The organism is Caballeronia arvi (genome assembly GCF_001544695.2).
In the GTDB taxonomy this organism is placed as follows: domain Bacteria; phylum Pseudomonadota; class Gammaproteobacteria; order Burkholderiales; family Burkholderiaceae; genus Caballeronia; species Caballeronia arvi.
Map to the genome: position 1 here is coordinate 23656 of NZ_FCOM02000039.1, position 26971 is coordinate 50626.

The window sequence follows — 26971 nt, forward strand, 5'->3', positions numbered from 1 at the left end:
GCCTCGGCTCGGAGACATCAATGATGGACTTGCATTCCGCTGCGCCGCGCTCGGACGAGCGCGACGGCTACCTCGTCAGTCGGCGTCAGGCGTGGTTCGCCTTCGCAATGACTTTCGCGCTCATGTTGTTCGACTACATCGACCGTCAGGTCATCGTGTCGCTGTTTCCGCACTTGAAAACCGCCTGGGGTCTGTCGGACATGCAACTGGGCAGCCTGGTGTCAATCATCTCCATCGTCGTGGCCGCGGGCGGCCTTCCTGTCGCGCTGATGGCTGACCGCTTCAGCCGGGTCAAAAGCATCTTCGTAATGGCAACGGTGTGGAGCCTGGCGACAATCTCCTGCATGTTCGCGCGCAGTTTCGGACAGCTCTTCGCAGCACGCGCCATCGTTGGTCTTGGCGAGACGGGCTACGGCTCGGTGGGCGGCGCCCTGATTGCCAGCCTGTTTCCGAAGCGGCTGCGCACCACGCTGCTGGGCGCCTTTTTCGCGGCGGCCTCGCTCGGTTCCGTGCTGGGCGTGATGTTGGGTGGTGTTGTCGCGTCGCATTGGGGCTGGAAAGCGGCATTCGGTGTCGTCGGCGTCCCGGGCCTCGTCCTCGCGTTTCTGTACCTGCTCGTGCCGGACTATAAGACGGTGGAACTCGCCCCCCGCATGGACAAGACACGGCACTCTGTGCAGAGCTTTGCGCGGCAGATCGTCTCGACGCTGGCTGGCTCGCCCGCCGTATGGTGGACCTGCCTCGGCGCCGCGCTTCAACTCGTCGTCGTGTCGATGATCTGGTCGTGGCTTCCCAGCTACTTTCACCGTTACCACGGCGCCGCTCCGGAGCACGCAGGGATGCTGGCCGCGGTGATCGTGCTGTGCGGTGCCGTGGGTTCGGTTATCTGGGGTGTGGCGGCGGATGCTGTTGCCGTACGCCGGCCGCGCAACAAACTCGTGATGATGGCCATTCTGTGCACGGCAACGCTGCTGGTCTTTGTGACGGCCTTTGGCGGCACCATGCCCGCGAACCTGCAGTTCCTGCTGATCGCGCTGGGTGGTTTCCTGATGATGTGCACGGTGGCGCCTACCGCCACCGTGGTGCTCAACGTGATTCATCCGGGTGTCCGTTCCACCGGAGCCGCCATTCTGGCGCTGTTCCAGAATCTGTTCGGCCTTGCTGTCGGTCCCTTCGTTGGCGGCCTGCTGTCAGACGCTTTCGGCCTGCAGGCAGCGCTCGCAGTTGTGCCCGCTTTCGGTTTGCTCTCGGCGCTGTGTTTTTTGCTCGCCATGCGCACCTATGAGTCTGAACTGGCGAAGGTGGAGCATATCCGCCTAGATGCCGCGACCTCGCCGGGATCACCGATGACGGTATCGGCCTGAGCCGCGCAGCAATGCGCCTTGACAGCAAACACCCTCTTATCGGTACCCGAGCAATGAGCATTTCCAATAGTCCGACCCTGAGCGCCGATACACTGCCGACGTTGCCTGCCTGGTCACCGTCTTCAGACATCATCGACCACGCCCGCGTCACGCAATTCATGCAATGGCTCGAAAAAGAGCGCGGCCTGTCATTCGCAAACTACGACGCCTTGTGGCAGTGGTCAGTCAACGAGATCGACGCTTTCTGGCTTGCGCTGTGGCAATGGGCGGGCATCCCGTCGGTCCAGAAGCCCCAGGTCGCACTGGCTGAGGCCAGCATGCCGGGCGCTACGTGGTTCCCGGGCGTGCAGATGAACTACGTCGAACAGGTGTTTCGACACTCGGCGGCAGGACGCCCGGCCATTGTCTTCCGCAACGAGGCGGGAGAGGCGGGAGAAATGAGTTGGGCGGAACTCGAACGTCAGGTTGCGGGCCTGGCCGCCTCGCTGCGCGGCATGGGTGTGGTTCGGGGCGACAGAGTTGCTGCTTACCTGTCCAACACCCCGCACGCGATCGTGGCGTTTCTCGCCGCGGCAAGCATCGGCGCCATCTGGTCGGCCTGTGCGCCCGACATGGGCGACCTGGCGGTGCTGGATCGCTTCCGCCAGATCGAACCCAAGGTCATGATCGCAGTCGACGGCTACCGGTATGGCGGCAAGGAGTTCGATCGTCTACCGGTACTGTGCACGCTGCTCGAGCAGTTGCCGAGCGTCGAGCATGTCGTCGTCGTTCCGACGTTGCGTGGCCAGGACGATTGCCACGGACTATCCAACGCCGTGATGTGGGCTGAATCCATTTCGGATAACGCGCTGCCGCTCGAGGTGGAGCATGTGCCGTTCGAACATCCGCTGTGGATTGTCTACTCCTCTGGTACGACCGGCCTGCCGAAGCCCATTGTTCACTCGCAGGGCGGCATCGTGCTCGAGCATGTCAAGCTCACCACGCTCCATCTCGATCTGCATCCGGGTGACCGCTTCTTCTGGCAGGCCAGTACCGGCTGGATCATGTGGAACCTGCAAGTCGGTGGATTGCTCGCAGGCGCGACGGTATGCCTGTTCGACGGCAATCCCGGCTATCCCGACATGAATGCGCTCTGGCGATTCATCGGTGACGCGGGTGTGAGCTTCTTCGGCGCGGGCGCGGCGTATTTCCAGGCCTGCGAAAAGTCCGCCATCAAGCCCCGCGGCGTGTCCGACCTGCCGCAACTACGGGCGATCGGCTCGACCGGTTCTCCGCTGTCGCCAGAAGGTTACCGCTGGATTCTCGATCGCGTCGGCCCGATCTGGATCAATGCACTCTCAGGTGGCACCGACTTCGCCGGTTGCTTTGTAGCAGGCGTGCCCACGCTGCCCGTCTACCTGGGCGAAATGCAGTGCCGCTGCCTGGGCGCGCGGGTCGAGGCCTTCGACGACGCGGGGAACGCAGTGGTAGACGAGGTCGGTGAGTTGGTCTGCACGGCACCTATGCCGTCGATGCCACTCTGCTTCTGGAACGACAAGGACAACGCGCGCTACCGCGACAGCTACTTCGACATGTATCCAGATGTCTGGCGGCATGGAGACTGGGTGCGCATCACCCCGCGAGGCGGCGCCATCATTTATGGCCGCTCGGACGCCACGATCAATCGCCATGGCATCCGCATGGGAACCAGTGAGTTGTACCGAGCCGTCGAGGACTTGCCCGAGGTACTGGACAGCATGGTTGTGGACCTCGAATACCTGGGCCGTGAGTCCTACATGCCGTTGTTCGTCGTGTTGCGCCCGGGTGCCGAGCTGACGCTTGCGCTCACTGCAAGCATTCGCCAGCGCATCAAGGTTGCGCTCTCCGCCCGACACGTGCCGAATGAAGTGTTCCAGGTTTCCGCGATTCCACGCACGTTGTCTGGAAAGAAGATGGAACTGCCCATCAAGAAGCTGCTGCTCGGCGAGCCGCTGGCGCAAGTAGCCAATCCAGACACCATGGCGAATCCTGAAAGCCTTAGTTGGTTCGCCCAGTTCGCCGCCGATCGCACCGCGGTGGCTCGGTAATTAACGTTCGCGCGTCCGCTATGAAGTGCCGATCCGGCACACGGCAGACGCGCCCCTACTCAGACAGTGAATGAAGGAGACAAGGCATGGCAAAGATTGTTCGATTTTATGAAACGGGAGGCCCCGAGGTCTTGCGTTATGAGGACGTCGCGGTCGGCGAACCCGGGCCGGATCAGGTCAGGCTGCGCCACGAGGCGGTTGGCCTCAACTTTGCAGACATCTACTTTCGCACCGGCCTGTATCCGGCTCCGCTGCCCTCGGGCATTGGCACTGAGGCCGCCGGCGTAGTGGAAGCAGTGGGGCCGGGGGTGACCAACGTGGCGGTCGGCGATCGTGTGACCTATACCGGCGCGGCAAACACGCTCGGCGCGTATTGCACGGAGCGGCTCATCACCGCCGCTCCGCTCATCAGGCTGCCCGATGGGATCGCCTGTGATACGGCCGCTGCCATGACGATGCGTGGCCTCACCTCGGCGTACCTGATGCGCCGTATTTACGCCTTTAAGGAAGGCGACACTATTCTGCTGCACGCCGCTGCGGGCGGCGTCGGGCTGATCGTGTCGCAGTGGGCGAAGCTGCTCGGGCTGAAGGTCATCGGCACGGTTTCCAGCGAAGCGAAGGCCGAAGTGGCACGTGCTCATGGCTGCGATCACATCATTAACTACAGCCATGAGAATGTCGCCGCGCGAGTGCGCGAGTTGACCGATGGCGTCGGCGTCAACGTGGTGATCGATAGCGTCGGCAAGGACACCTTCGACGCTTCGCTCGACTCAGTCAAGCGCCGGGGCCTGGTCGTGTGCGTCGGCACCGCGTCGGGTCCGATCCCGCCGTTCAGTCCGCACATCCTTGCCCTCAAGGGCTCAGCCTACCTGACCCGTCCGGCGCTGGCCGACTACATCGCCGATCCCGCGGAGAAGGCGGACCTCGCCGGCGAGCTGTTTAGCCACGTGGCATCGGGCCGCATCCGCATCGAGATCAACCAGCGTTATGCACTGGAAGACGCCGCGAACGCCCATCGCGATCTGGAGTCGCGCAAGACGACCGGCTCGTCGGTTTTTGTGATCTAAACATCGTTGCTTGAAGGACATCATCATGCGTATCGAGCAACTGACTTACGCCCTTGGCGCCGAACTGACTGGCGTGAACCTAGCCGACGCCGTTCACGACGAAGGCCTTTTTGCCGAGATCCGCGCGGCGCTGCTGAAGCATCGCGTCCTGTTCGTGCGCGACCAGGAAATCAGCCGCACCGAGCACGTCGCGTTCGCCCGTCGCTTCGGCGATCTCGAGGACCATCCGGTAGCAGGAAGCGACCCCGAGCATCCGGGTCTCGTGCGGATCTACCGCACGCCGGAGCAGCCGAATGACCGCTATGAAAACGCTTGGCATTCGGATGCGACCTGGCGCGTGGCGCCGCAGTTCGGGGCAGTACTGCGATGCATCGAGTGCCCACCGGTCGGGGGAGACACCATGTGGGCCAACATGGTTCTCGCGTACGAGAAGCTCCCACCGCGCGTGAAAGATGAAATCGCTGGTCTGCTCGCCCGCCATAGCATCGAAGCAACGTTCGGATCGGTCATGCCGATCGAGCGGCGTCACGCACTCAGGGAACAATATCCGGACGCAGAGCACCCGGTGGTGCGCACGCATCCCGAGACCGGCGAGAAGATTCTCTATGTGAACGTCTTCACCACCCACTTCACGAACTATCACACGCCCGAGCGCGTACGCTACGGCCAGGACGCAAACCCGGGGGCTTCTGAGCTCCTGCGCTATCTGATCAGCCAGGCCTACATCCCGGAATACCAGGTGCGTTGGCGGTGGAAGCCAAACAGCGTCGCCATCTGGGACAACAGCGCGACGCAGCACTACGCCGTCATGGACTATCCGCCCTGCCTCCGCAAGATGGAGCGCGCAGGAATCGTTGGAAGCAAACCGTTCTGAGCCTGCCATGCAAGACAATCTGATCGCGCCGACGCCGTCGGCTTATACCTACCCGCTGCTCGTCAAGCAACTGCTCCTGAATGCGCTGAGCATCCATGGCGATCAGGAAATCACCTATCGCGGTGAACAGCGTTACAGCTTTCGACAGTTCCGCGTGCGCGTCGGACAACTCGCGTCCATGCTACGCGGCCTGGACGTCCAAAACGGCTCCACGGTCGCCGTGATGGACTGGGACAGCCACCGCTACCTGGAAAGCTATTTCGCGATCCCGATGATGGGTGCGACGCTTTTCACCGTCAACGTGCGACTGTCGGCCCAACAAATCCTCTATACCCTGAACGACTCCCGCGCCGAGGTCGTACTGGTGCATGCGGAGTTCGTGCCGATGCTGGAGGAGATCGAGGCAGACTTGAAGTTCGTGCGCCAGGTGGTCGTGCTTGCCGACGGTGAACTGATGCGGCCGACGACACTGCCGCTCGCCGGCGAGTATGAGGAACTGATGGCGTGCGCTTCGGCGGATTTCGAATTCCCCGACTTCGACGAAAGGACGCGCGCCGCGACGTTTTACACGACGGGCACGACCGGCGATCCGAAAGGCGTCGCATACAGTCACCGCGACATCGTCATGCACGCGATGGGGACGGCCATGAGCCTGTGTGTCCCCCGCGAAGGCCAGCGGCTGCATCGGGAGGACGTCTACATGCCGATCACGCCGATGTTTCACGTGCTCGCATGGGGCATGCCTTATATCGCCGTCATGCTGGGACTCAAAACCGTGCTGCCAGGACGCTATGTTCCCGAGCGTCTGGTCGCTTTGCGCCAGTCGGAAAAGGTCACGTTCTCCCACTGCGTGCCAACCATCCTCAAGATGGTGCTGCAGGCTGCGGACGCGCACGGGCAGGACCTCACGGGCTGGAAGCTCATGATTGGGGGCTCCGCCTTGCCGCCCGCGCTGTGTGAAGCTGCGCTTGAGCGCGGCATGGATGTCTTTACGGCCTATGGTATGTCGGAGACCGGCCCCATCGTCTCGCTAGCGCAACTGCCGCCGGGATACGCACCGAAGGACCGACAGGACGAAGTGCGGATGCGCTGTGCAACGGGCCGCCCGGTGCCGTTTGTCGACTTCCGAGTGGTCGACGAAAACATGGAGGACGTCGCTCGCGATGGAAAGCAGCAAGGTGAAATCGTGCTGCGCTCACCGTTTCTCACCAAGACCTATGTCGGCAAGCCGGACGCATCCGAAGAGCTTTGGGCCGGTGGCTACCTGCACACGCAGGATATCGCAATCGTGACATCCGACGGGTATATCCGGATCGTGGACCGCATCAAGGACGTGATCAAGACGGGTGGCGAATGGGTGTCATCGATCGAGGTCGAGAGCCTGATCACCGGCGTCGCCGGCGTACAGGAATGTGCGGTGATCGGCGTGCGCGACGAAAAGTGGGGAGAACGGCCCATGGCGTTCGTCGTTCGCGAGGCGGAAATGGGCGTTTGCGTTGAGGCGATCCGCGAACGGCTCATGCAGCATGTTGATGCCAAGCGAATCAGTAAATACGCGGTTCCTGATGCCGATCACATCGCCTTCGTCGGGGAAATCCCGAAAACCAGCGTGGGCAAGATCAACAAGAAGTTGCTGCGAGAGCAAAGTCGAGCATGACCTGCCAATCGCACTCCGCCAGCACACTGCGTCTAGTGCCGGTCGCGTTGGCGACCCAGCTTTCCCCGGGCCAACGAAAGCTTGTCTTCGTCAAGGGCAAGAGCGTCGTCATGTTCAACGTCGGAGGAACGATCCAAGCCATTGAGAATTCGTGCCCGCATAAGGGCGCGTCGTTGGCGAACGGCTGCATCGACGGAACCGTATTGCGATGTCCCGCCCATGGTCTGAAGTTTGACCTCGCGAAGGCGGACGAAGGTACGGCCGGTGGACTGTGCCTGCACAGGTTTCCCGTGCACGAGATCGAGGGCATGTTGATGTTGCAGACGGATTCCGGCGACGAGTGAACCATGCCGCGCAGTATGAAGAGGTAATGCAACGTAGCCCCCGCTTTTGCGAGCGCAAGCTTGGGTGGCCCGGATGGCGCAACAATCATTTGCAACGACGAACAGCTCGACCACCCTGTTCGCTTTGCGCCCTCGGACGCGCCTAAGTAGTAGTCCTATAAACATACCTTGCCATACGTGCGCCGGACCCGTCGGACAACTTTCAAAACCAAACATGGAGACAATATGAAAACGAAATGGAGTTGCGCCGCGGCGCTTGTTGTGTTCGCCAGTTCGGCACATGCGCAATCCTCAGTCACGCTGTACGGCGTCGTGGATTCCGGGTTGCTGTATCAGAGCGCAAACGCGCCGAACTTCCAGTCCAAGGTCAACCTCGGCCACGTATACCAATATAAGGACGGCGGCATCTATTCGAGCATCTTTGGCTTGAAAGGCTCGGAAGACATTGGCGGCGGCTTCAAGGTCAACTTCAAGCTGCAGGGATCGTTCAACAGTGGCACGGGGAGAAGCGGCTTGGCCGACACGCCGACCGCGACCTCAATGTTCACTCAACAGACGACTGTGGGCGTGTCGAGCCCGTATGGCTCCCTCGATATGGGCCGGCAGATCGTGCCGATGATCTACGCCATGGCCGACACCGACGTGCGCAACGCGCAATACTTCGGCAGTATCTTGACGGGATGGCTTGGTCTGAACCAGGCCTCGGGTTGGCAGGGCACGAGCACCAACGGCTCGGTCGGTGCGCTGTATGACGACAACGCGATTGTCTACCGCTCGCCGAAGTTCTTTGGTGTATCGCTCGCGCTAGAGTACGCGCCCGGCGGCGTTCCCGGACAATTCCAGGGGGGCACGCGCGAGTCGGCCGTGCTCCAATATTCGAACTACGGTCTGAACCTCGCGGGCGTGTACTACAACGGACACGACTCCAACCCGTTCACGACGACCGCCGCTGGACTTGTGACGACACCGTCGACGGGCTTGAACAACAATCAGTTTTACTACGTGGGCGCGCAATACACCTTCGAGTCATTTTCCGTGTCGTCGTCCTACAGCCGTGCTCGCAATCCCGCAACCGGCACCGGGCCCAAGGGATTTAACCTGGAGATGTTCTCAGGAGGCCTGGGCTACAAGTTCACACCGGTCTTCAAGGTCACATCAGGTTTCTACTACCTGCATGACCGGAACGTCGGGGCTAATCACTCGGCCGAATATGCTTTGGGCGCCGAATATAGCGTGTCCAAGCGCACCCTCGCCTATGCACAGGTCGGCTACGTCGACAACCACGGCAACATGAGCCAAACGCTCACCTACGGTGCGCCTGTTCCTCAGGACCGTTCGACCACCGCGGCCATGATCGGCATCCGCCACAGCTTCTGATCTTTCGTACACGACAACGGAGCACTTTATGACGACAACAAGAGCACTCGGGATCGCTAGCATAGTATTGATCGCGCTGGCATCCGTGCATGCCTGGGCGCAGCCCGGCGCAAGCGAAGCGGGCGCGGCCTCGAACGCCGCTGCCGCCTCCGGCAGCACGACAGGAAAGAACATCCGCGGGGCCGATCGGGCGCTGCGCAGGAAGGTCTACGCCGCCATCGCGAAGAGTAAGGACATCAACGCGGGCGATATCAGCGTCGTCGCGAAGAGCGGCGCGGTCACGCTCGACGGCACGGTGGTTGACGCCTCGCAGATCGACAAAGTCGCCGAAATTACCCGGGGCGTTCCCGGCGTCACGTCCGTGGCCAATAAGCTGACCGTTCAGAAACCATTCGGCGGACAGTAAGTCGGCACGGCTGTTCTTCTGGGTCCGGTCCGGTTCCGTGCGAGGCTTTTGCAATTGCTTGGAACGGCTGTCACAAGTCGACGGAGCGATAGCGACCGCTTCCGTGTATATCTCTGCGTCGACCCGCGGCCAGTCGGCTACCGGCGGCGGGGAAAACCGTAACGCAGCGGCACATCCAACTCGAAGGAGAGGCGGCGCGCCGGCGACTCGTGCTGCTCTCGATGTCCTCGCCTACCGCGAGCAGTGGTATGTGCGGTTTGACGGGCGGTGAACGCGCTCTCCGGGAAGAGACAGAAAGTCGCTGATCTTGTGAGAAAAATATTTGGGCCGCAAGGCAAAGCCGCGCCGGTACAAGACGCCCCTAACCGGAATTGCTCAGAAGTCAAAGTCACCGCAGGGCAGCGTGGCGACGGATAAGCGCCCGTCAAGTCGCCGCTGCGCCTTCCCCGCGTTAGAGGTTCTCGGGCCCCTCCACACGAATGCCACCGCACAACTGGTTCGCCCTCGAACCGACTGGCCGGCGCGCCGGGAACATAGGGCTGGGCGTTTCCAATTTCAAAACCGCCGCCTGTGTTCTCGGACTGCCGCGTAGGTCTACAACCGCTCCGCGACCAGCTGACGGCCGCGTGACATCAGGGTCGCGGTGGCATATGACCTCAGTCCATGGTGACACTTCGATCCGCCGACCGTGCCACAGCGATCCATAAGCATACAGTTTTCCCAACGATTCCGACTTCCCAACTTCCCTTATATGGATCAACTGATCAACTGATCAACTACGCTCCCGACATGCTGAGGCCATCGCTTCGGTCTCGGTCTTCTCGGCTAACGGCCCATAAAGAGACGTTCGTTCGGTGCAAAGCTTGGTCATCTAGACGGCGGCTCTACTCACCCAGCGGACTATGACGCGCGGGATGATGCTCAGGCTTTCATCGACTAATCCAGGAACCGACCCCTCCCACCGGGCCTCGAATTGCGCTGGCCGGCCGCGGCTCCGTCGGTACTTGTCATGTGCTCATGACATCTCGACCCATCTTGGTCGGCGCGTGGCACCGATCTCGCATTCCAAATCGCTATCCCATCCCGCAAGCTCCGCTGCGGCGCGGTAAGTCGTTTGGAGGAAGCGCAACAAGGTCGCGTCTGGGTCGGCGGCGCAGCGCACCGCATCGTAGGGAAGCAGCCACTCGCCTAACGCGTCCGACCACTGTGCGTCGGGCGGCTCTATCGTGGCCTGCGCCAAGCCCTCGGGTGCCGGATATGCGTACGAGTAGAAGGCAGCCTCTGGATATGCGTCGCTGCCGGGCCAGAACCCGGCGCTGCTGACCTCGTGGGAATATGCCTCGCGCGTGATGGCATCGGGCAGACCGGTCACACCTCCTGGGTGCGCCGGGGCCGGGCGTCCAGAAAAACGCGTTACCGCGAGGTCGAAGCTGCCCCAGAAGAAATGGACAGGACTGGACTTGCCAAGAAAGCCCGTGCGGAACGTCCGAAAAACTCTATCAACCTGGATGAGCGCGCGCCAAAAAGTATGTACCGCAACGGCGTCATAGGAATGATGCAACTCATCCTCGGCAAAAGGAATTGGATCGGCCACCTCGTTGGGCAGCACGTTAATGGCCACGTGCACGCCGGCTGCTTCTAGTTCGGCCATGCTGCGCTGGTAGAAGCTCGCCACCGACATGGGCTCGAGCGCGAAGCCGCGCTCCGGCCCGTTCGAGGTGCGCACGATGAAGCGGTGCGCGCACAAGTCGAGGTCTATTTCCAGCAACTCGTCGCCAAGATGGATGGCCGAGGTGCCGAGGCCGCGCGCGTTGACATATAACGGCACATGCCAACCATGGTTGAGCCATGGCGAGAGCGACAACCTCACCTTACCGACGATTTGCGTCCAAAGCTGTAGCGTGACAGCGGTGTCGCGCCAGGCGCGATAGTCGAGAGGGGGCCATGCGGCGGGCTTAGGGCCTTGAGCGTTTTGCATTGGAGCGTCCTCCACGAAGGGTGAGCGGCGGCGTACGAGTCCGAGACCTCAAGACCGGGGTGAAACAAGAAGTGCCCTTTGAGTCACCGCCCATGAATCATCCCCCATACGAGTGTCGCAACGACATCCGTAACAGCGACAACGATAACGACAATCCAAAAGATTCCACTGAATCGACTGGTTCCTACCGGCAAGGCCCACCTTGACAAAAAACTCCGCGAGTCGGTTGCTCCGTCTTGCTCCTTCTTGGTTTCGAGTCTCGATTTGCGCAGCGTCGCCAAGCCAACAAGAATTCCGACGAACACGCCAATGGGCGCAGCGATCAACAAGCTTACCGCCCACGCGCTTTTTAGGAGTGTGACGAGTGTGCTAAAGGACTCTGGCATAGCTACCTCAGACATTGGAAACGAGGCAGGAACTCTCTCGGAAAATGCTCGCTTATGCATCGCGGGCGCCGGTGTCAAGTTGGCTGATGCCGAGGTTCGCCCGCGAAGGCGGCGAGCACTAAGTGCCACGACTCGGAACCGGATCGACTAGCGCAATCTCCTCAGTGAATATCCACCTCCTCACCTGAGTTAGCCGCTTATCAGGCTTCGAAAAAGACGCGTCGCCACGTCACTTCCTGTCTAGCGAGTAGCGCCCGGGACCGGTGACGACGAGAAGCAGGAGCCCTCCTATGATGCTCAGATTTTTGTAGAAGTTGATCATGTTCGCGTACTGCTCCATGCCCGTCATGGTCCAGTAGTGATGGCCGATGAAAGCGGTGCCTAGCGTATAGAGCGCGAGCAGCAAGGCGAGTGGGCGGGTATAGAAGCCGATGACGATTGCGATGCCCACGATGAGTTCCATCACGACAGCGATGATCGCCGAAAGCGTCGGCGCGGGCGCGCCGACTGAACCCATATAGGCGACCGTGCCGGAGAACCCCACTAGCTTCTGCCATCCGAAAAGGACGAACAGAACCATCAGCAGCAAGCGCGCGAGCAGAAACAATGCGTCCTTGCGTTGCTCGAGAGAGAAGTAGCGCATAGTTGCGTTGACCTTGTATTGAGGCAGGATCTCACTTGAAAAGTCTGGCAGCCAGCTCGGCGACGTGCTTTCCCTGATAACGCGCAATATCGAGTTCGTTCTGCGACGGCAGCCGGCTTCCGTCAGCTCCGGCGAGCGTGGTGGCGCCGTACGGCGTTCCGCCCGTGATCTCGTTCATATTCGTGAGCCCGGCGCACGCGTAGGGGACACCGACGATCACCATGCCCTGATGAAGCAGCGTGGAGTGAAACGACGTGATCGTGGTTTCCTGGCCGCCATGCTGGGTGCCGGTTGACGCGAATACGCTGCCGATCTTGCCAACGAGGGCGCCCTTCATCCACAGGCCGCCGGTTTGGTCGAGAAACGTGCGCATCTGTCCGGCCATGTTGCCGAAGCGGGTGGGGGTGCCGAAGATAATCGCGTCGTAGTCGGCCAGTTCGTCGGGGACCGCGACTGGCGCAGCCTGGTGCAGCTTGACGCCGATTCCCTTTGCCTGTTCATCGGGAATCGTTTCAGGCACCCGCTTGAGCGTCACTTCCGTACCGGACACCGAGCGAGCACCCTCGACCACTTCATTGGCCATCGTTTCGATGTGTCCGTACATTGAATAATACAGAACCAGTACCTTCGCCATTTTTTGCTCCTGGTGGATATTTCGCGAGCCTGCGGCACTCGCAAAGACGCGTCAGTTGACTTTCTGTCTGAGTTTCGGATCGCGGCTTTACTATCGCAACTTCGGCTCGCCGGCGCGGGTCCTCGGCCGAATCCCCCTTCAGTTGCCTGGGTGGGCAAGCTCTCGGCTTGTTCGTTGCCTGAATGGCCGGTTAAATATCGAGTTACTTAGCACGCTCTGCCATCTTTTAATTCTCGGGCGATTGCTGTGGCACGGAGATATTGCCCCAAAAACAATATAGCCGATCGATCGACGAGTAACAGCGCATCCTTCTACTGAGTGTCGTTGCAGACTTGACAGAGACGCGGAAACGCGGCTGCCCTTTCCGAGCACACACTGTCCGGCGACTGTGAGGCAGAAACCGCGTCGATTACCCAGTGAGGCTACTGAGCCGGCCCTACTCAACGGGGATGTCGGGAACAATCTGTAAGCGGCCATGACGGCTGCGCGGGCATCAACGGCAGGTACGGGTCGGCTGCGTCCGTCTGCTCCTTGAAGTCATCGCTCGAAAGCGGCCAGTGGAATTCCGCTGCCCGGAAGCCGCCAGTCGGCAGTGCGTACCCCCATCCATAACGGCCAGCCGTGGTTTCCTAAAGCGGCCGTTCACGGTCTCCGTCTCTCTCAAGTAGGTTGGAGCTTGCGCGCACAAAACCATAGCCGAGATCGTACGAGTAACAATTTGTGGTGATCGTCGACATGTGATGAACGATCCCGCCTCCATGCGCAAGCCGCCAGGCTCGGTCTGGGTCTCGCGATGCTGGCGCTTCCCAACGTACTGCCGGATTTGGCCGGCGACAAGCTCGTGCGTTTGCTGCCCGAATTGCATTCAGACGCGGGCATGATTCCCCTTTACTACGCTTCGCTGCGGCTTCTACCCCGGGAAGACGCGTGTGTTCATCGACTTTGCGATGGAGAATTTCGGCAGCTCGGTCAAGGCGCAAAGATTCCATGCGACGAGGGACGAGCGTGTGACGGATCGCATATCCAAACGATGACCGCGTGTTCCTCGACGACAAGCGCTAGGAAGCGTGAGCCTGCACCAGTACGTCCCAGGGCGCGGGAGACGGAAAGATGTCCTGCAAAAATCCGACAAACGCTCTCACCGCCGGATTGCTTCGTCGGCTCTCGGGCCACACGGCATGCAGATGGAATCTGTCGTAGGCGAACTCATGCAGCACAGGCACGAGTTCGTGCCGTCGAACGAATGGCGCCGCGATATACGTCGTCGAAATCCCGATACCGGCGCCGGCCGCCAACGTCGCGGCAATCGCGTCGCTGACGTCGATAATTAAGCTCGACGCAGGCGTGAACTCGACGAGCTTGCCTCCCACGTCGAATGGCCACGCGGCCTCCTGGCCCGTCGACTGATATCTGAAGTTCACGCAATCGTGTTGCAAGAGATCGTTGGGATGCTGCGGCACGCCTCGTTCCCGCAGATATTCCGGCGATGCAAACGCGCAAATCCGATGCGGTGCGAGACGGCGCGCGATCAACCGCGTGTCGCCGGGATCGCCGACGCGAATGGCGACATCCACGCCCTCCTCGATCAGATCGACGTATCGATCGCTCAGGCGCACATCGACGGTCACTTTCGGATGTTGCCGGCAAAATGCGGGCAACGCGGGCGCAAGGATGTTCACGCCGACGGGCAACGGCGCCGTTACTTTGAGCGTTCCGGCCGGCTGCGCGCGCGCGGCGGCGACGCCTTGCTCGATACCTTCCGCCTCGCGCAATAAGCGTTGCGTGCGCTCAAGAAGATCTCGTCCCTCCGGCGTTAGCGTCAGCGAGCGCGTGGTCCGGCTGAACAGCCTGAGTCCGAAATGCTGCTCCAGCCGCTGGATGCTCTTGCTGATTGCCGATGGCGAAACGGACAGCGAACGCGCAGCCGCCGTATAGCTGCCAAGCGATGCGGCACGCGCGAAAGCAATCAGCCCAGTCAGCCTTTCGACGACGATTTGTTCCATGATGGCATCATTAAAGCGAACTATGGCCTGATTATCAAGCTGGACTTCGCGAATTAACCTTCTTCCATCGACGCCATACCGGCGAAGCAAACAGGAGAAGGACATGAACGCGAATACGAAAGCGCAGGACGCACAGGCCAAGGAAGTCGCCAACGGCGCATTGGCAGGTAAGACCGCACTGATCTTCGGCGGAACGTCTGGCATCGGGCTCGACGCGGCTCTTCAGGCGAAGCGCGCGGGCTCGGAGGTCATCGTCGTAGGCCGATCGGCGGATACGGCTCAACACGTCGCCGCGCAACATGGCTTCGCCGGATGGCGTGCAGCCGACGTGACCGATGCGCACGCGCTGCATCAGGCGGTAAGCGACATTCCGAAGGTGGATCATCTGGTCTTGCTGGCCGGCACCTTCGTCGCGGGGACGGTGCGCGAGGCGGACGTCGCGCATCTGCGGAACGCGTTCGAGGAACGCATCTGGGCCGCCGTGCATGTCATTCGCGCGCTGGGCGACCGCTTGAGCGCCGATGGCTCGATCACCTTCATCTCGGGCAGTCTCGCCGACCGTCCGAACGCCTACGGCACCGCAGTGCTCGCGGCGGCATCCGCTGCGATGGAAGCGCTCGCGCGCGGCCTCGCGCTCGAACTCGCGCCTGTGCGCGTCAACACGCTGTCGCCCGGTCCGATCGACACGCCGATCCTGCGCAAGGCGCTCGGCGACGCGCGCGATGCGGTCGTCGCAAACATGGAGAAGACGCTGCCGCTGCATCGTCTCGGCAGCGCCAGCGAAGCCGGCGCCGGCGTGGTGTTCCTGATGACAAATGGCTTCATGAACGGAGCCACGCTCAACGTCGATGGCGGCGCGCGCCTCGTGTAACCCCAAAGCCAGCGGAGAAAGACATGACCACGCTTTTCGACCCTATCCGGCTGGGTGATATCGAAGCGCCCAACCGCATCTTCATGGCGCCGATGACGCGCGCGCGAGGTACGCGGGATCACGTGTCGACATCGATCATGGCGCAGTATTACGCCCAGCGCGCGAGCGCCGGACTCATCATCAGCGAGGCGATCGGCATCTCGCAGCAGGGCTTGGGATGGCCCTTCGCGACCGGCCTCTGGTCCGACGAACAGGTGGCGGGCTGGCTGCGCGTCACCGACGCGGTACACGCGGCCGGCGGGCGCATCATCGCGCAGCTCTGGCACATGGGGCGCACCGTGCATCCCAGCTTCAATGGCGGCGTGCAGCCGCTATCAGCGTCGGGCACGACCGCGCCGGGACACGCGCATACCTATACGGCAAGCAGCCGTACGTCGCGGGCAGACCCATGCGCACGGACGAAGTGCCTGCGCTCCTCGACGATTTTCGCCGCGCGACGCGAAATGCGATGCGCGCGGGGTTCGATGGCGTGCAGGTGCATGCCGCCAACGGGTATCTGATCGACGAGTTCTTGCGCGACGGCACCAACTTTCGCGACGATGCCTACGGCGGCAGCATCGAAAATCGCGTCCGGCTGCTGAAGGAAATTACGCAGGCGGTGATCGAGATAGCCGGCGCTGGCCGCACCGGAGTGCGCCTCACGCCGAACGGCACGGACCAGGGTGTGCGCTACAGCGATCCGGGGCCCGTGTTCGTCGCCGTGGCGCGGACACTATCGGCGCTCGGTGTCGCGCATCTGGAACTACGAGAACCGCCGATGAACGGGACTTTCGGCGCATCCGATCGGCCGCCCTTCGCGCCTGCCATCAGGAAGGCATTCGTAGGCGTGACCATCCTGAATTCTGATTACGGTCCCGATCGCGCGGCGGCGGCTATCTCCAGAGACGAGGCGGACGCCATCGCCTTCGGCCGACCGTTCATCGCAAATCCAGATTTGCCGCAGCGTTTCAGCGCAGGCGCTCCGTTGGCGGCCGATAAAGGCGTGTTGTGGTTCACGCAGGGGCCCGAAGGCTATCTCGACTACCCCGCTCTTGCCTGAACAGATGAAGGTCCGCTCCTGGGCGGCTTGAGGCAGTGCGGGCGGCAATTAGCTTACCGAACAACGGCCATTAAGCGAGGGCGGACGAGGCCTCCGTTAGCCAAACTGGACGACGACCTCGACCGGCCGCTCATGGGCCGAACAGAGCCGGAACGCTATCCCGCATTCGCGAATCCCGGACGTCCTGGATCACTCGGTTGGGCCAAAAGCAACACGTCGATCGCGGCTTGTCCGGCGATCTCGGCAACCAGAGAGGCCCATCGTTCGGTGAACGGGCCGTTGCGCAGCGGTATGCGGCTTCCCGGCGCGCCGAGGACTTCGAGGCTAGTGCCGCCTTTGATCTGAAAAGTCACGTGTACACGTCTTCAGCAGCCGGAATCAATTCGACGCAAATGGTGCGGGCGATAATGACTTTTGCTTGATCTCGGCCTTTGGCAGTTAGAGCGTACTTGTTCACGACGGCGATCCTGCCTCCTTGCCGCAAAACGACGATTTCGCGCTTTACCAGCCCGCGTTCGTGAAGCTCGGCAAGGTCTTTCGTAAGATGACGCGAGCGCAGTAGTCCGCGGTGCGTGGTGTAGGGCATACCGGTCGCCGCGATGTATGCGACGGCCAGTTCCCCGGCACCGGTGTGAATTGGGTAGCGGGCCACGCAGATTGTCACGAAAAGCCAATCAAGCCGCTGCCGAAGATTCATGCGCCCCGGCGTCGCGTGATTTCCGTCGATCGTCATAAGCCCCAGAAAGATGCCTGGCGGCGTCGCAACTTCGGTGCTGAATGGGAAAACGAAGCACCAAGATCGGCTTTTTACGGTTTAGCAGGAAATCGCCACTTGCTTACGGTTGAATCGATATGTGAAAAACTGATACTCCTCCGCTCTGCTCTCTTATCGTCCGCAGTCTTGAGAATGAGAAGCTTCGCCCGACGATCCCGGCTGTAAGCAGCCTCATTTTCCGCGAGGGGAATTGCATTCTTGATATCTAATCGCATAACTACCTCTGAAAGACCGTCCTCATTGTGAGGACGGTCTGCTCACTGTAGCCCCTTTCCGCCGGGCGAACTCCGTTTATTTCGTTGTTTGGATGCGAACCCGTCTTTCCCACATCCATTGGGCGTATCGGTTGTGATCCGGCCGCGGTGGAGGTTGTCCTGCGGCCCGCGTTGCCGCGAAAGCAAGATGGGGCGAGCTATCGAGTATCCTGGATGGCTTGCAGCAAGGTGGCGCCCAGCACCCTCGTTTGGGACCGCGTTTGAGCTTGGTGATGGGAGTGACGGTAGCCTATGCTCTGGCGCGTCTCTGTCGACCGCAAAGGGCCGCGGATGCGTGCGCGACGAGCATCGCGTCAAGGGCTGCGAAGGTTCGTGTGTCGGAACGAATGTGCGGTGCCGTCAGGGCTGGCGATTGTGCAGATGCTTGCGCCGGCCAAAAAATGAGCCCGCGGACGATAACCGTGGCATGAGTCAACGGTTCGGCTCGCCTGCGTGCCGCCCAAATGTATGGCCGACCACAAATAGCGCGCCGAATCGCGAAACCGAGCACGGCCGCGCCTGCTGCCATCTACAGCAGCGGCAGCCCCCGACTTCGTTTCGATCCGGATGCCGAGATTCACTTGAACCGCTCCGATGTGGATCTCATTATGGAACCGCTAGCAATCGCGAACTCGTTACCCGGATCATCGAGAGGTCAGCAACTGATCCAGCTTGGCGTCGGCGGCACGAAGCGTAATCAAAACGACGTGCATAGCCGCTTACGGCCGAACGGTGGCATTAAGGCGCAGCCTACCCATGGATGGCTAAATTGGCCAGATCCGGGATATTGTCGCCTTTGCCACCCGTGGCCTATTTCAACAGTTTTTTTGATATTGGCCGTTATGCTGAGGGGAGCCTGTCGGTGTCATGGCCGAAACGCCTTGTTTTAACGACTGCCACCGGAATGTCTATCTTTTCAGGCTGAATACAGCTATAACTAGTCGCACCTGTTGGTAATTCGCATCGATTAGCCGACAAGAATTGGTGTGGCCCTTTCCACCGTCCTTCTCATGCTACGGCCGAGTATCTTATTAAGTTGAGGACGCGGGTCTAACTCAACAAGGATTTGAAATGGAGCAAACGATTGAGACCTTCCTGAATGCTATAAGTGAGGACCTAGCAGCCGTGATAGACGATATGGCGTCTAAGGGTAAGGACGTTAAAGATATCGCCGACTCGCTCAATATCCCGAAAGAGCAATACGAGGGGCTGTCTCTGTTCGTATCAGACCGATACGAGTACTGGATGCTGTTTCAACGCCGTACGAATCTGCATCATAGGCTAGCGAAAGTTTCACCCAATATAACGAAACCGGTAATCGACGCTATAGCCGATTCATTAGATGCAGGTAGAGAGCCACAGTATATCGAACATGAGCTACATGAGGCCATACGAGTATTGGACCAGATAGTACGTATTCATGGTGAGTTAATCCCTACCTTCCATTAGACCAATGAGTGGCAGCGTGCTGCGCGCTCGCTGAACTACGCAAATAAAAAGGCAACCCGTAACAAGTTTTGGCAAACACCTGCGAAAGAGCCAATGTCCGCCTCGCCGACAAGGAGACAGCCCGCCCACCGTCCAGACGGTGCGCGGTAGCGTTCTCCAATTTAGGGTCCGAAGTGCGCCATGCAATGATTACTCGCGCCAACGATGCCGATAACTGAGCGTCCGCATTGGCCGAGCATCAACGCTGCTCCGTTCAGAAATAACGGAATGGCCGGTTTCCGCTTGGAATCGACGCCTGAATGTCCGAACGACAGTACGCGCGAGTGACACTTCATGGCCGGGTTCCGCCTAATGACCAACGCGGGAACCTCGCCGCCGCCGGGCCATCGGCGAATGCACCGAACCGACCCGGCGCGGTCGTTCGGCTTTGCGGAAGGCGAACGACCGCTTCGGAACAGATTCAGGCATCGGCTGCAGCAAACTTTTGCTACCTACAAACACGCGGTGGAGCGCTGCCATTCTCCCCTTCTTTGATGCACGTTCGGTCAAGTGGCGCTCGGTCTTAAAATGCAGCGCGAAGTTCGGCACCCGAGCCAACGCCACCCGCGGACCTTTCATACTGATCTAGCCGGATCAATGAGGGCGGTCAGACGCCGGCGCCGCTGTAACGCCCCGTTCCCTTTCACACTTTTTTCGCACAGCCAGCGACGAGGAAGTTTGGAAGTGACTCCTTTAAGTCAGCCGCGGGCACCGACTTCCGCCTCCTGAGCCGTCCAGCCTGCTACACGGTCGCTAAGTGTGAGCCCTAGGCCCGGTCGCGTGGGAACCATCATCCGACCGTCACGTGTCTCGAGCTTCTCGTTGAACAGCGGCTCCAGCCATTCGAAATGTTCGACCCACGGTTCACGGGAATAGCAGGCCGCGAGATGCACGTGCAATTCCATGGCGAAGTGCGGCGCCAGCATCAATCGCGCATGATCAGCCAATGTCGCGACCTTCAAAAATGGCGTGATGCCGCCGACATGCGGCGCATCCGGCATTAGATAGTCCGCGCCGCGCTGACGGATGAACTCCCAATGTTTGGACACGCTCGTCAACATTTCGCCGGTTGCGATCGGCGTGTCAAACTGGGCGGCCAGTGCAGCGTGACCTTCCGCGTCATAGCAATCGAGCGGCTCCTCGATCCAGATAAGGTTGAACTGCTCGAAGGTGCGGCACATGCGTTGTGCGGAGGCCGGTCCCACTGCTGATTGGCGTCTACCATCAGCGGGAAAACATCGCCCGAATGCTTGCGCGCCGTTTGCACGCGGTAAATATCAATCGCACAGTCGGGTTGTCCCACCTTGAGCTTGATCCCGCCGATACCCTTCTCTCGCGAGGCGTCGGTGTTAGTAAGCAACTGATCGAGTGGCGTATGAAGGAAACCGCCCGAGGTGTTGTAGCAACGCACCGAGTCTCGATGCGCGCCCAGCAGCTTGACAAGGAACAGGTTCGCGCGTTTGGCCTTCACGTCCCGGAGAGCGACGTCGAACGCGCCGATCGCTTGTGCAGCCATGCCACTGCGGCCTACTGATGCGCCTGCCCACGCGAGCTTGTCCCGAAGTCGAGCGATGTCGCTTGGATCTTCGCCGATGAGCACGGGAGCGATCTCTTTCGCATGCGCGAATTGGCCGGGGCCGCCGGCGCGCTTTGAGTAGCTGAAGCCGAGCCCGCGATGACCGTCTGCTGTTTCAATCTCCGCAAAGAGAATGGCTTACGTCGGGCGCGGCTGGTTCGAATGGCTGCTCCGGTTGCAAGGAAAGAGAACGATCCTCAACAGCCGGTCGTGCAAGCGCAGCATCCTTTGGTTTCCAAAGGTAGTCGTATCTCAACGCTCGCCGCTATCGGGGCCGGTCAGAACGCGCCTTGCTTCACCCAACCCGGTGGCGATGCATCGGGATGGTATTCCTCATCGAGCCGCACTTCCTTTCCTTCGATGATGGCCCAGCATTCCAGGCCATGTAGCCAGAGTTCGTGCAAATGGTCACGGGCTTCCTCTTCGACGACAAAAGTGTAGGCCACCGATTCGATCCGCTTCTCCGCGCCGAGAATCTGATCGTGCCGCGAGGCGGCCGCTTCCAGCATTTCGAGCTCGGGAACCGGCCTGCCGTTCACCACGAAGTCGAGTTTGCGAAGCGCTGGCAGATAGCGCCCCTTCAGTCCATATCGATAGGGGAACGGTTGCTGAACGAAGCCGCCTGTCGGCGAGATGCCCATCCGCTCGTGCCCCGGCCTCGCCTCCTGCAAGGCAGTCTGCGCGTCGGCGCCGAGTTCGTGGAACTGCACGAGGCTCACGTCGCCGTTTCCCCGCAGCAGCTTCCAGGGCCCGTATTCCAGCCAGCGGCGCGACACGAGCCGCTCGTGCCCCGCTCCCTTGAATGCGCAGAACGGACCATGCGACCAGTGCAGGTCGCCGAATCCGGGTGCGAGGTATTGCTCGCCGAGGCTTCCATCCTCCCATTCGCCATGGATCGAGCCGGCCGAGACGAGCGTCACGGGCAGCGTCTCGATCAGCTTCAGCAGCGCGGGGGGGTCGAATTCGCAGTCGTCCATCGAGAGCTTGACGATTCTGTCGCGGTCCAAGCTGATCCAGGCGTCATCCCATCGGGCCATGAACTCGACCTTGCACTTCAGACCGCGCGCGAGCCAGTCCGCGGCCGGCTTCTTTGGCGACGCGTCGACGGTGAGTCTGATGGGGTCGCCCGCACGCGGCAATCCCTGCGTGACAAGGGCTTCGAGGATGGCCGTGAGATCCGGGCCCGCAAGGCCCAGCTCCAATGCGTATTTCATTTGGCTGGTCCCAGGAATTTGAGAAGTTCGCTGGCATTCTTGCCGACGTTGCTCTTGGTGAATACCTTCCGCTCGCCGGCCTTGTTGAAGACTTCGACGGAGAGGTTACCATTTCTCGACAGCTGGTCGCCTATCCAGTCGGCATTGGCGCTCGCTCCTTCGGGGCTGGTGAAGGTGAGCTTCACTTGCTTCAATGCCACTGGCTGATCCTCTACGTTGACCGACGTGCCGCCCATCTTGTTGACCATCGCCATGTTGTCGGCATGCTGGCTCAGGTCGTGCTCGTTCATCCTGCCTTCGCCGGACTTGATCTCGTTGATGGTGCCGACGTTGTGCTCATCGAACTCGACCCGGTCGAGGACGCGGTCTTGCGAGGGCGCCGCGCCGCCCTCGCCCTTGCTGGCTTCCACATGCTTCGACGTGGTCCGCCTGGGCGGCACGCCCTGTTCAGAAGCGGCTGCGCCCTCGGCGGGCAACTGAACGTGCTCGGCGACGCCGGCCTTCGGGTTGTCGGGATCGAGGCTGCGGTAGCCGTCGATCCACGTCTCGGTGAGATTGCCCTTGTCCGAGGAGTTCAGATCCTTGGTCATGCGCCGCATCGCCGCGTGGCTCTCCTGCGGCGTGAGCGCCTGGCCCTCCGCGTTGGCGAACATCCGCTTGACGATCTCCTGGCGGAACTTGGCCTTCAGGTTGTGGCGGATGGTATCGACCGTGTATGACTTCCCCTTCGGGATGCCGTCGAGCAGCGCCTGCAATTCGCGCCTCACATCGGCTTTGGTGGCGAGACGCTCCTCCATGAGCATGTCGTAGTAGGGCTTGAAGGTCGAAGTGGAATCGATGTCGGTGAACTTGCTCATGGCCGCATTGAGGGCGTCCTCGCGCGCCTGCCCGAGCAGCCCCTTGGTACTTGCCATCGTTTCGGAAGGTTTTCCTTCGGTGCTTTCGTTCACCCAATGTCGCGACTCCAGATCGAAGATCTTCGGGTTGTCCGGATCGGTATAGCGCTTGATGAACTCCTCTTCGGTATCGAACTTCTTGCTCTTGTATTTCGACTTTTTCGCGAGCCGATAGGCTTCCTTCGCCGCCTGCGTCTGCCGCGCGATGCGTTCTTCCGTTGTCTCGGGCTTGGGCGTATCGGCCTGCTGCTGTGGCGCGGTCGCCGGGTCAGGGGAATCGGCGAGCTGCTTTTCGGGTTCGGCAGATTTGCCCTCGGGCGCCGCTTTTGCGTCTCCCTTTGTGTCTACCTTCGCGTCTCCCGCTGCATCGGACGCGACCTGATCGGCTTTCTTTTGGGCGTCGGCATGGGCCGCCGACGGATCGTCGGCCGGCGCACCGTGCGGCGTGTCGGCCGAAGGTGCCGCGGGCTTCTGTTCAGCCGGTGGGGCGGACTGTTGTGCCGGCGGCTGGTCGGCTGCGGGCGCGTGCTTGAGCGGGTCGGCGGGCAGATCCGCAGGCTTGCCCGCCTGCTGCGCCGCCTGAGAAGGCTGCTGCTTCGGCGGCGCTGCCGGCGTGTCGGGCTGGGCGGCCGGTGCTGCGCCTGCCCCGGCCGCCGCGGCGGCCGCGGGCTGCTTGCCCTTGGCGGGCGCGGGTGTCGCCGGTAGCTCGCTCGCCTTCTTCGCGGGAATCTTGCCGAGGGCTTCCTTGAGATAGCCGAGTTCGTCCGGCGTCGACGTACCGGACTGGATGCGCGCTTCGATCGGACGCGGATCGCGGGTCTCGCTGAACTGCTGGACCAGATCGATCACGTCCTCGTGGACGCTGAAGCTCTTGCCGGACATCATCCCCGGCGCCGGCAGTTCCGCGAGCCCATGAACGCCCTGCCCGAACGCGACCAGCATGAAGGTGCCGTTGGCCGCTGCGGCCCCCATGATCTGGGCGACCTTGGACTTGTACTCGCGCTCGAGCGATTTGTACTCGGCTGAGTTCGGGTCCATCGAGAGCAGCCGCGGCTTGTACTGGGCTTCGAGGGCATTGAGCTCGTCCTGCACCTGCTGATAGACGATCGCGGCCTGAATGCCGGTCGCGCCGAGGTTGAAGCCGATCTTCACGAATGCGACGCCTCTCGACAGCTGGCGCACCGTGGTGAACGCGCCCCGGATCTCCGACAGTCCGACGAGCGAGGTGGCGATCGTCACGAGATTCAGCGCGAGGCGCGAGTCCACCTTGATGCGGCCTTCCTTGGCGAACTGCTCTTCCAGCGCGATGCTGGCGCTGATGAGCCCCGAAGCCGCGCCGATCAGCGCGATGCCCGCCACCGCGGTGGCACCCAGGTCCAGCGGCGAGGCAAGGATCAGCGCGATCCCGGCCGCCATGCCGATATAGCCGATGGCCGCCTCGGCCGGCTTCTTCCAGTTGTTGGTGTTGCGCGTGTCCTCGAAGACGCCGTTGGTGAGCAGCAGCTTCACCGCCATGTGGATGGTGCCCTTCGGGTAGTCGTTGTGACTGTGGAAGTGCTCCGCCATGTCCTTCACCGCGTCCAGTTCGGCCTGCTGGTGCGCCCGCGCCTCGTGGCCCTTGCGAATGGGCGTCTCGCCCTCGCCGGGATGGCGGGTGTAGTTCTCCTGGTTCAGCGTCGTGTCGTAGAGGATGACCTTGAAGGTCGCCGTTCCCTGTTCGTCGTCATCGAGCGTCACGGAGTCTTCGAGTTCGACCATGTACACCCGCATCTGCGGAATGGTCGAGGAGTTCTCGCGCGACACGAAGGTCATGCGCACGAAGTACGTTCCCTTCGCCGCCTCGGTCTTGGTCTTGAGTTCTCCGAGCGCCTTCTTCTCGTTCTCGAAGTACTCGGCGTAGTTCTTCGCGTTCTCGGCGGTGAGCTTGCCCTTGCCTTCGAGCGCATGGATGCCGCCGATCTGCGTATCGAGGCTCGTGATCTCGTCATCGAGCGACAGCGACTTCTGTCCCGGCTTGAGGCGGAGCTTGCCGCGCTCGTCGCGCTCGAACGGGAACTTGTCGTCGTCGCCGACGAACGAGGCGTTGAAGACATCCTTGTCGCGGGTCGCCTCGTTGACGGTGGGCATCATCACCGGCTTGGGCGTGAACGAGAAGCCGTAGAAATGCGGGCTCTCGATCGTGACCAGCAGCTGATAGGTGCCGCCCCGCTTCGGCACATCGACGCTCCAGCTGTCGGCGCCCACGCCGAGGCCGATGTGAAACGGCTTGTCGACGACCGTGTTCTTGAGCGTATCGACGAGGCGCCAGTCGAACTGGCCCCAGTGCGGAAACGCATCCATCCAGCCGAGCGCCTCGCCCTTCCATTTCATGCTGGCTTCCACCGTGGAGCCGGTGATGAACTTGTCGCCCTTCGAGGCATCGAGCGGCGGATCGAGCGCGATCTCGCCGTCCGGAGGGAGCATCTTGACGGCCTCGCCTTCGGGATTGGTGCCGCCGCCCTGGCCGGGCGTGTCGCCGGTTCCCTGGTCGTTCTGATGGGAGCCCTTCCACTTCTCCAGGAACTGCTTGAACTTCGACAGGTCCGCGGTCGGCGTCGCGCCGATCGGTATCTTCGGCAGGTCCTCGAAGAGCGTCGGGTTCTGGGCGATGAACTTCAGCAGATCGAGTTCCGATAGGTCTTCCGACTTGATCGCGGTGAACATCTCCGGGTACTTCGTGCGCAGCAGCTGAAGAAGGTCCCGCGCCTTCTTAAGCTCGGGCGAGTCCTGTTCCTTCTGGCGCTCCTTGTCGCCCGCGGTCTCGTCGGTCTTCGGCTGGGTGCCGGCGCCGGTGTCTTCGCCGCTCTCGTCCGCGCCGCCGGTGCTCCCCTTGCCGAGCTCGTCGTATATCGTCGCGACCTTCGTCGGACTAAGCTTGGGATGGATCCCGATGTTTGCGAAGTACTTGACGGTTTCCTCTTGCAAGCCCGGCTCGATCCGCACCCAGAAGCCCTCGTCGGACGCATAGTCGGCCGGCGCCCGACCGCCTTCGAAGTGCACGCCCTGCGCGTCGGCGCATTTGTCGGCAAGCTGACGGCCCACGCCGAACACCTGAGCGGCATAGACTCCATAGACCCATCGGGCCGCCTCCTGCGCGCTCTTGCTCGACAGATCGGCCGGGTTGAACAGATAGAAGAACGTCTCGCCGTTGGCCACGCGAATCCATACCCCGAGCGGAGGCGCGGGAATCTTCGGGGCTTTCGCCGGCGCGGGCGCATCCGACGCCGCCTTGCGCGCACCATGAGCGTCGAGCGCGGCGGCCTCGACCTCGGGCTCGCCGCCATCGAGGTAGGCCTGCGCCGCGCGGTCGGCTTCCTCCTCGATATCGCGTAGGGCGCTTCCCGAAGCCGCCTGACGTGCGCCGTCGAAATGCAGTGCGCCAAGCGCCGCGACCGCGCTGCCCCGCACGCGCAGCCGGCCGCTGCGCTTCGTGCCGCCCATGGCCTGGGCGACGTGAGCGAACTCGTGCGCGATGATGCGATCGCCCCACGTCGTCCCGGGAGCGAACGCATGGCGGGCGAACAGGATCTCGCGGCCATCGGTGAGCGCCAGGGCGCCATGGGTTTCCGCGATGCGTGCCGCCGCGGCATCGTGGCGGATGCGCACCTTCGAGAAGTCCAGTCCGAAGGCGCGCGACATCTCGGCCGTCACGCGCGCGACGCGCGGAGCGAGCCGCTCCGCCTCGTCCGCATCCGCATCCGGAGCGCGTTGTCCGGGCGCGATCGGCACGCGCGCGAAACTGAACGCCGCACATGCAGCGCCGGCATTCGCCGCGCCGCCGTCGCACGGCGCGCCTGCTGCACCCGCTGCACCGTACGCGCCCGCCGCGCGGCCGGGCCCGGCGCTCGCGGGCGCCCTGCCGTCCAGCTCGCGCTCGGGCGCCTCGCACTGGCGCTCCCCGAGCGCGCGCCCGGCTTCTCCTTCAGACCGGCTGGCGTGTTCGAACGCATGCATGGCCGC

Annotated in this window: 18 protein-coding genes and 1 pseudogene; 11 read left to right on the forward strand and 8 right to left on the reverse strand. The window is 61.8% G+C overall.

What is annotated here, in order from left to right; all coding sequences use genetic code 11:
• The first annotated feature begins 23 nt into the window (after window positions 1–23).
• The 8 genes from AWB74_RS30390 to AWB74_RS30425 all read left to right on the forward strand — a co-directional run bounded on the left by AWB74_RS30390 (window position 24) and on the right by AWB74_RS30425 (window position 9155).
• Window positions 24–1364 (forward strand): spinster family MFS transporter, encoded by a 1341-nt coding sequence (locus AWB74_RS30390; RefSeq protein ID WP_061150339.1) that lies wholly within the window; start codon window positions 24–26, stop codon window positions 1362–1364.
• 53 nt (window positions 1365–1417) lie between these two features.
• A complete protein-coding gene (locus AWB74_RS30395) occupies window positions 1418–3430 on the forward strand; it encodes an acetoacetate--CoA ligase (protein ID WP_061150340.1) in 2013 nt (670 codons plus the stop codon).
• 86 nt (window positions 3431–3516) lie between these two features.
• Window positions 3517–4497, forward strand: a complete 981-nt coding sequence (locus tag AWB74_RS30400) for a quinone oxidoreductase family protein (RefSeq protein WP_061150341.1) — start codon at window positions 3517–3519, stop codon at window positions 4495–4497.
• A 25-nt stretch (window positions 4498–4522) separates the two neighbouring features.
• Window positions 4523–5371: a TauD/TfdA dioxygenase family protein gene (locus AWB74_RS30405; protein WP_061150372.1), complete on the forward strand. Its 849-nt coding sequence runs from the start codon at window positions 4523–4525 to the stop codon at window positions 5369–5371.
• 7 nt (window positions 5372–5378) lie between these two features.
• Complete coding sequence (locus AWB74_RS30410; protein WP_061150342.1) at window positions 5379–7028, forward strand: fatty acid--CoA ligase; 1650 nt, start codon at window positions 5379–5381, stop codon at window positions 7026–7028.
• Window positions 7025–7372: a Rieske (2Fe-2S) protein gene (locus AWB74_RS30415; protein WP_061150343.1), complete on the forward strand. Its 348-nt coding sequence runs from the start codon at window positions 7025–7027 to the stop codon at window positions 7370–7372. The genes AWB74_RS30410 and AWB74_RS30415 overlap by 4 nt, the downstream gene beginning before the upstream one ends.
• Window positions 7373–7597: 225 nt before the next feature.
• Window positions 7598–8749 (forward strand): porin, encoded by a 1152-nt coding sequence (locus AWB74_RS30420; RefSeq protein ID WP_061150344.1) that lies wholly within the window; start codon window positions 7598–7600, stop codon window positions 8747–8749.
• A 28-nt stretch (window positions 8750–8777) separates the two neighbouring features.
• Entirely contained in the window at window positions 8778–9155 is a 378-nt protein-coding gene (locus tag AWB74_RS30425) for a BON domain-containing protein (protein WP_061150345.1), read from the forward strand.
• 1015 nt (window positions 9156–10170) lie between these two features.
• On the opposite strand, the gene AWB74_RS30430 is transcribed toward AWB74_RS30425, so the two are convergent.
• The 4 genes from AWB74_RS30430 to AWB74_RS30455 form a co-directional block, all read right to left on the reverse strand.
• Entirely contained in the window at window positions 10171–11133 is a 963-nt protein-coding gene (locus tag AWB74_RS30430; protein ID WP_061150346.1) for a DUF5996 family protein, read from the reverse strand.
• A gap of 615 nt (window positions 11134–11748) precedes the next feature.
• Complete coding sequence (locus tag AWB74_RS30440; protein WP_061150348.1) at window positions 11749–12162, reverse strand: DoxX family protein; 414 nt, start codon at window positions 12160–12162, stop codon at window positions 11749–11751.
• Window positions 12163–12193: 31 nt separating this feature from the next.
• The gene (wrbA, locus tag AWB74_RS30445) at window positions 12194–12796 is read right to left on the reverse strand and encodes an NAD(P)H:quinone oxidoreductase (RefSeq protein ID WP_061150349.1); all 603 of its coding nucleotides are present in this window, start codon (window positions 12794–12796) and stop codon (window positions 12194–12196) included.
• Window positions 12797–13854: 1058 nt separating this feature from the next.
• Window positions 13855–14799, reverse strand: a complete 945-nt coding sequence (locus AWB74_RS30455; RefSeq protein ID WP_061150350.1) for a LysR family transcriptional regulator — start codon at window positions 14797–14799, stop codon at window positions 13855–13857.
• A gap of 103 nt (window positions 14800–14902) precedes the next feature.
• On the opposite strand from AWB74_RS30455, the gene AWB74_RS30460 reads away from it, so the two are divergent.
• Genes AWB74_RS30460 through AWB74_RS48445 form a run of 3 tightly spaced genes read left to right on the forward strand, consistent with a single transcriptional unit; the run spans window position 14903 to window position 16769 of the window.
• On the forward strand, window positions 14903–15670 hold the full coding sequence (locus AWB74_RS30460) for an SDR family oxidoreductase (RefSeq protein ID WP_061150351.1): 768 nt from the start codon (window positions 14903–14905) through the stop codon (window positions 15668–15670).
• Between the two features lie 23 nt (window positions 15671–15693).
• Complete coding sequence (locus AWB74_RS48440) at window positions 15694–16230, forward strand: oxidoreductase (protein WP_327362662.1); 537 nt, start codon at window positions 15694–15696, stop codon at window positions 16228–16230.
• Window positions 16119–16769, forward strand: a complete 651-nt coding sequence (locus AWB74_RS48445) for an oxidoreductase (protein ID WP_327362664.1) — start codon at window positions 16119–16121, stop codon at window positions 16767–16769. The genes AWB74_RS48440 and AWB74_RS48445 overlap by 112 nt, the downstream gene beginning before the upstream one ends.
• Before the next feature lie 349 nt (window positions 16770–17118).
• Here AWB74_RS48445 and AWB74_RS48685 read toward each other — a convergent pair whose 3' ends face one another.
• The 4 genes and pseudogenes from AWB74_RS48685 to AWB74_RS30490 form a co-directional block, all read right to left on the reverse strand.
• Entirely contained in the window at window positions 17119–17502 is a 384-nt protein-coding gene (locus tag AWB74_RS48685; RefSeq protein ID WP_407642489.1) for a hypothetical protein, read from the reverse strand.
• A gap of 2482 nt (window positions 17503–19984) precedes the next feature.
• Window positions 19985–21000 (reverse strand): annotated as a pseudogene (locus AWB74_RS30480) (L-talarate/galactarate dehydratase); the annotation flags it as partial.
• Window positions 21001–21140: 140 nt separating this feature from the next.
• Window positions 21141–22076 (reverse strand): hypothetical protein, encoded by a 936-nt coding sequence (locus AWB74_RS30485; RefSeq protein ID WP_061150353.1) that lies wholly within the window; start codon window positions 22074–22076, stop codon window positions 21141–21143.
• Window positions 22073–26965, reverse strand: coding sequence for an eCIS core domain-containing protein (locus AWB74_RS30490; protein WP_061150354.1), 4893 nt, complete (start codon window positions 26963–26965; stop codon window positions 22073–22075). The genes AWB74_RS30485 and AWB74_RS30490 overlap by 4 nt, the downstream gene beginning before the upstream one ends.
• Window positions 26966–26971: the final 6 nt, after the last annotated feature.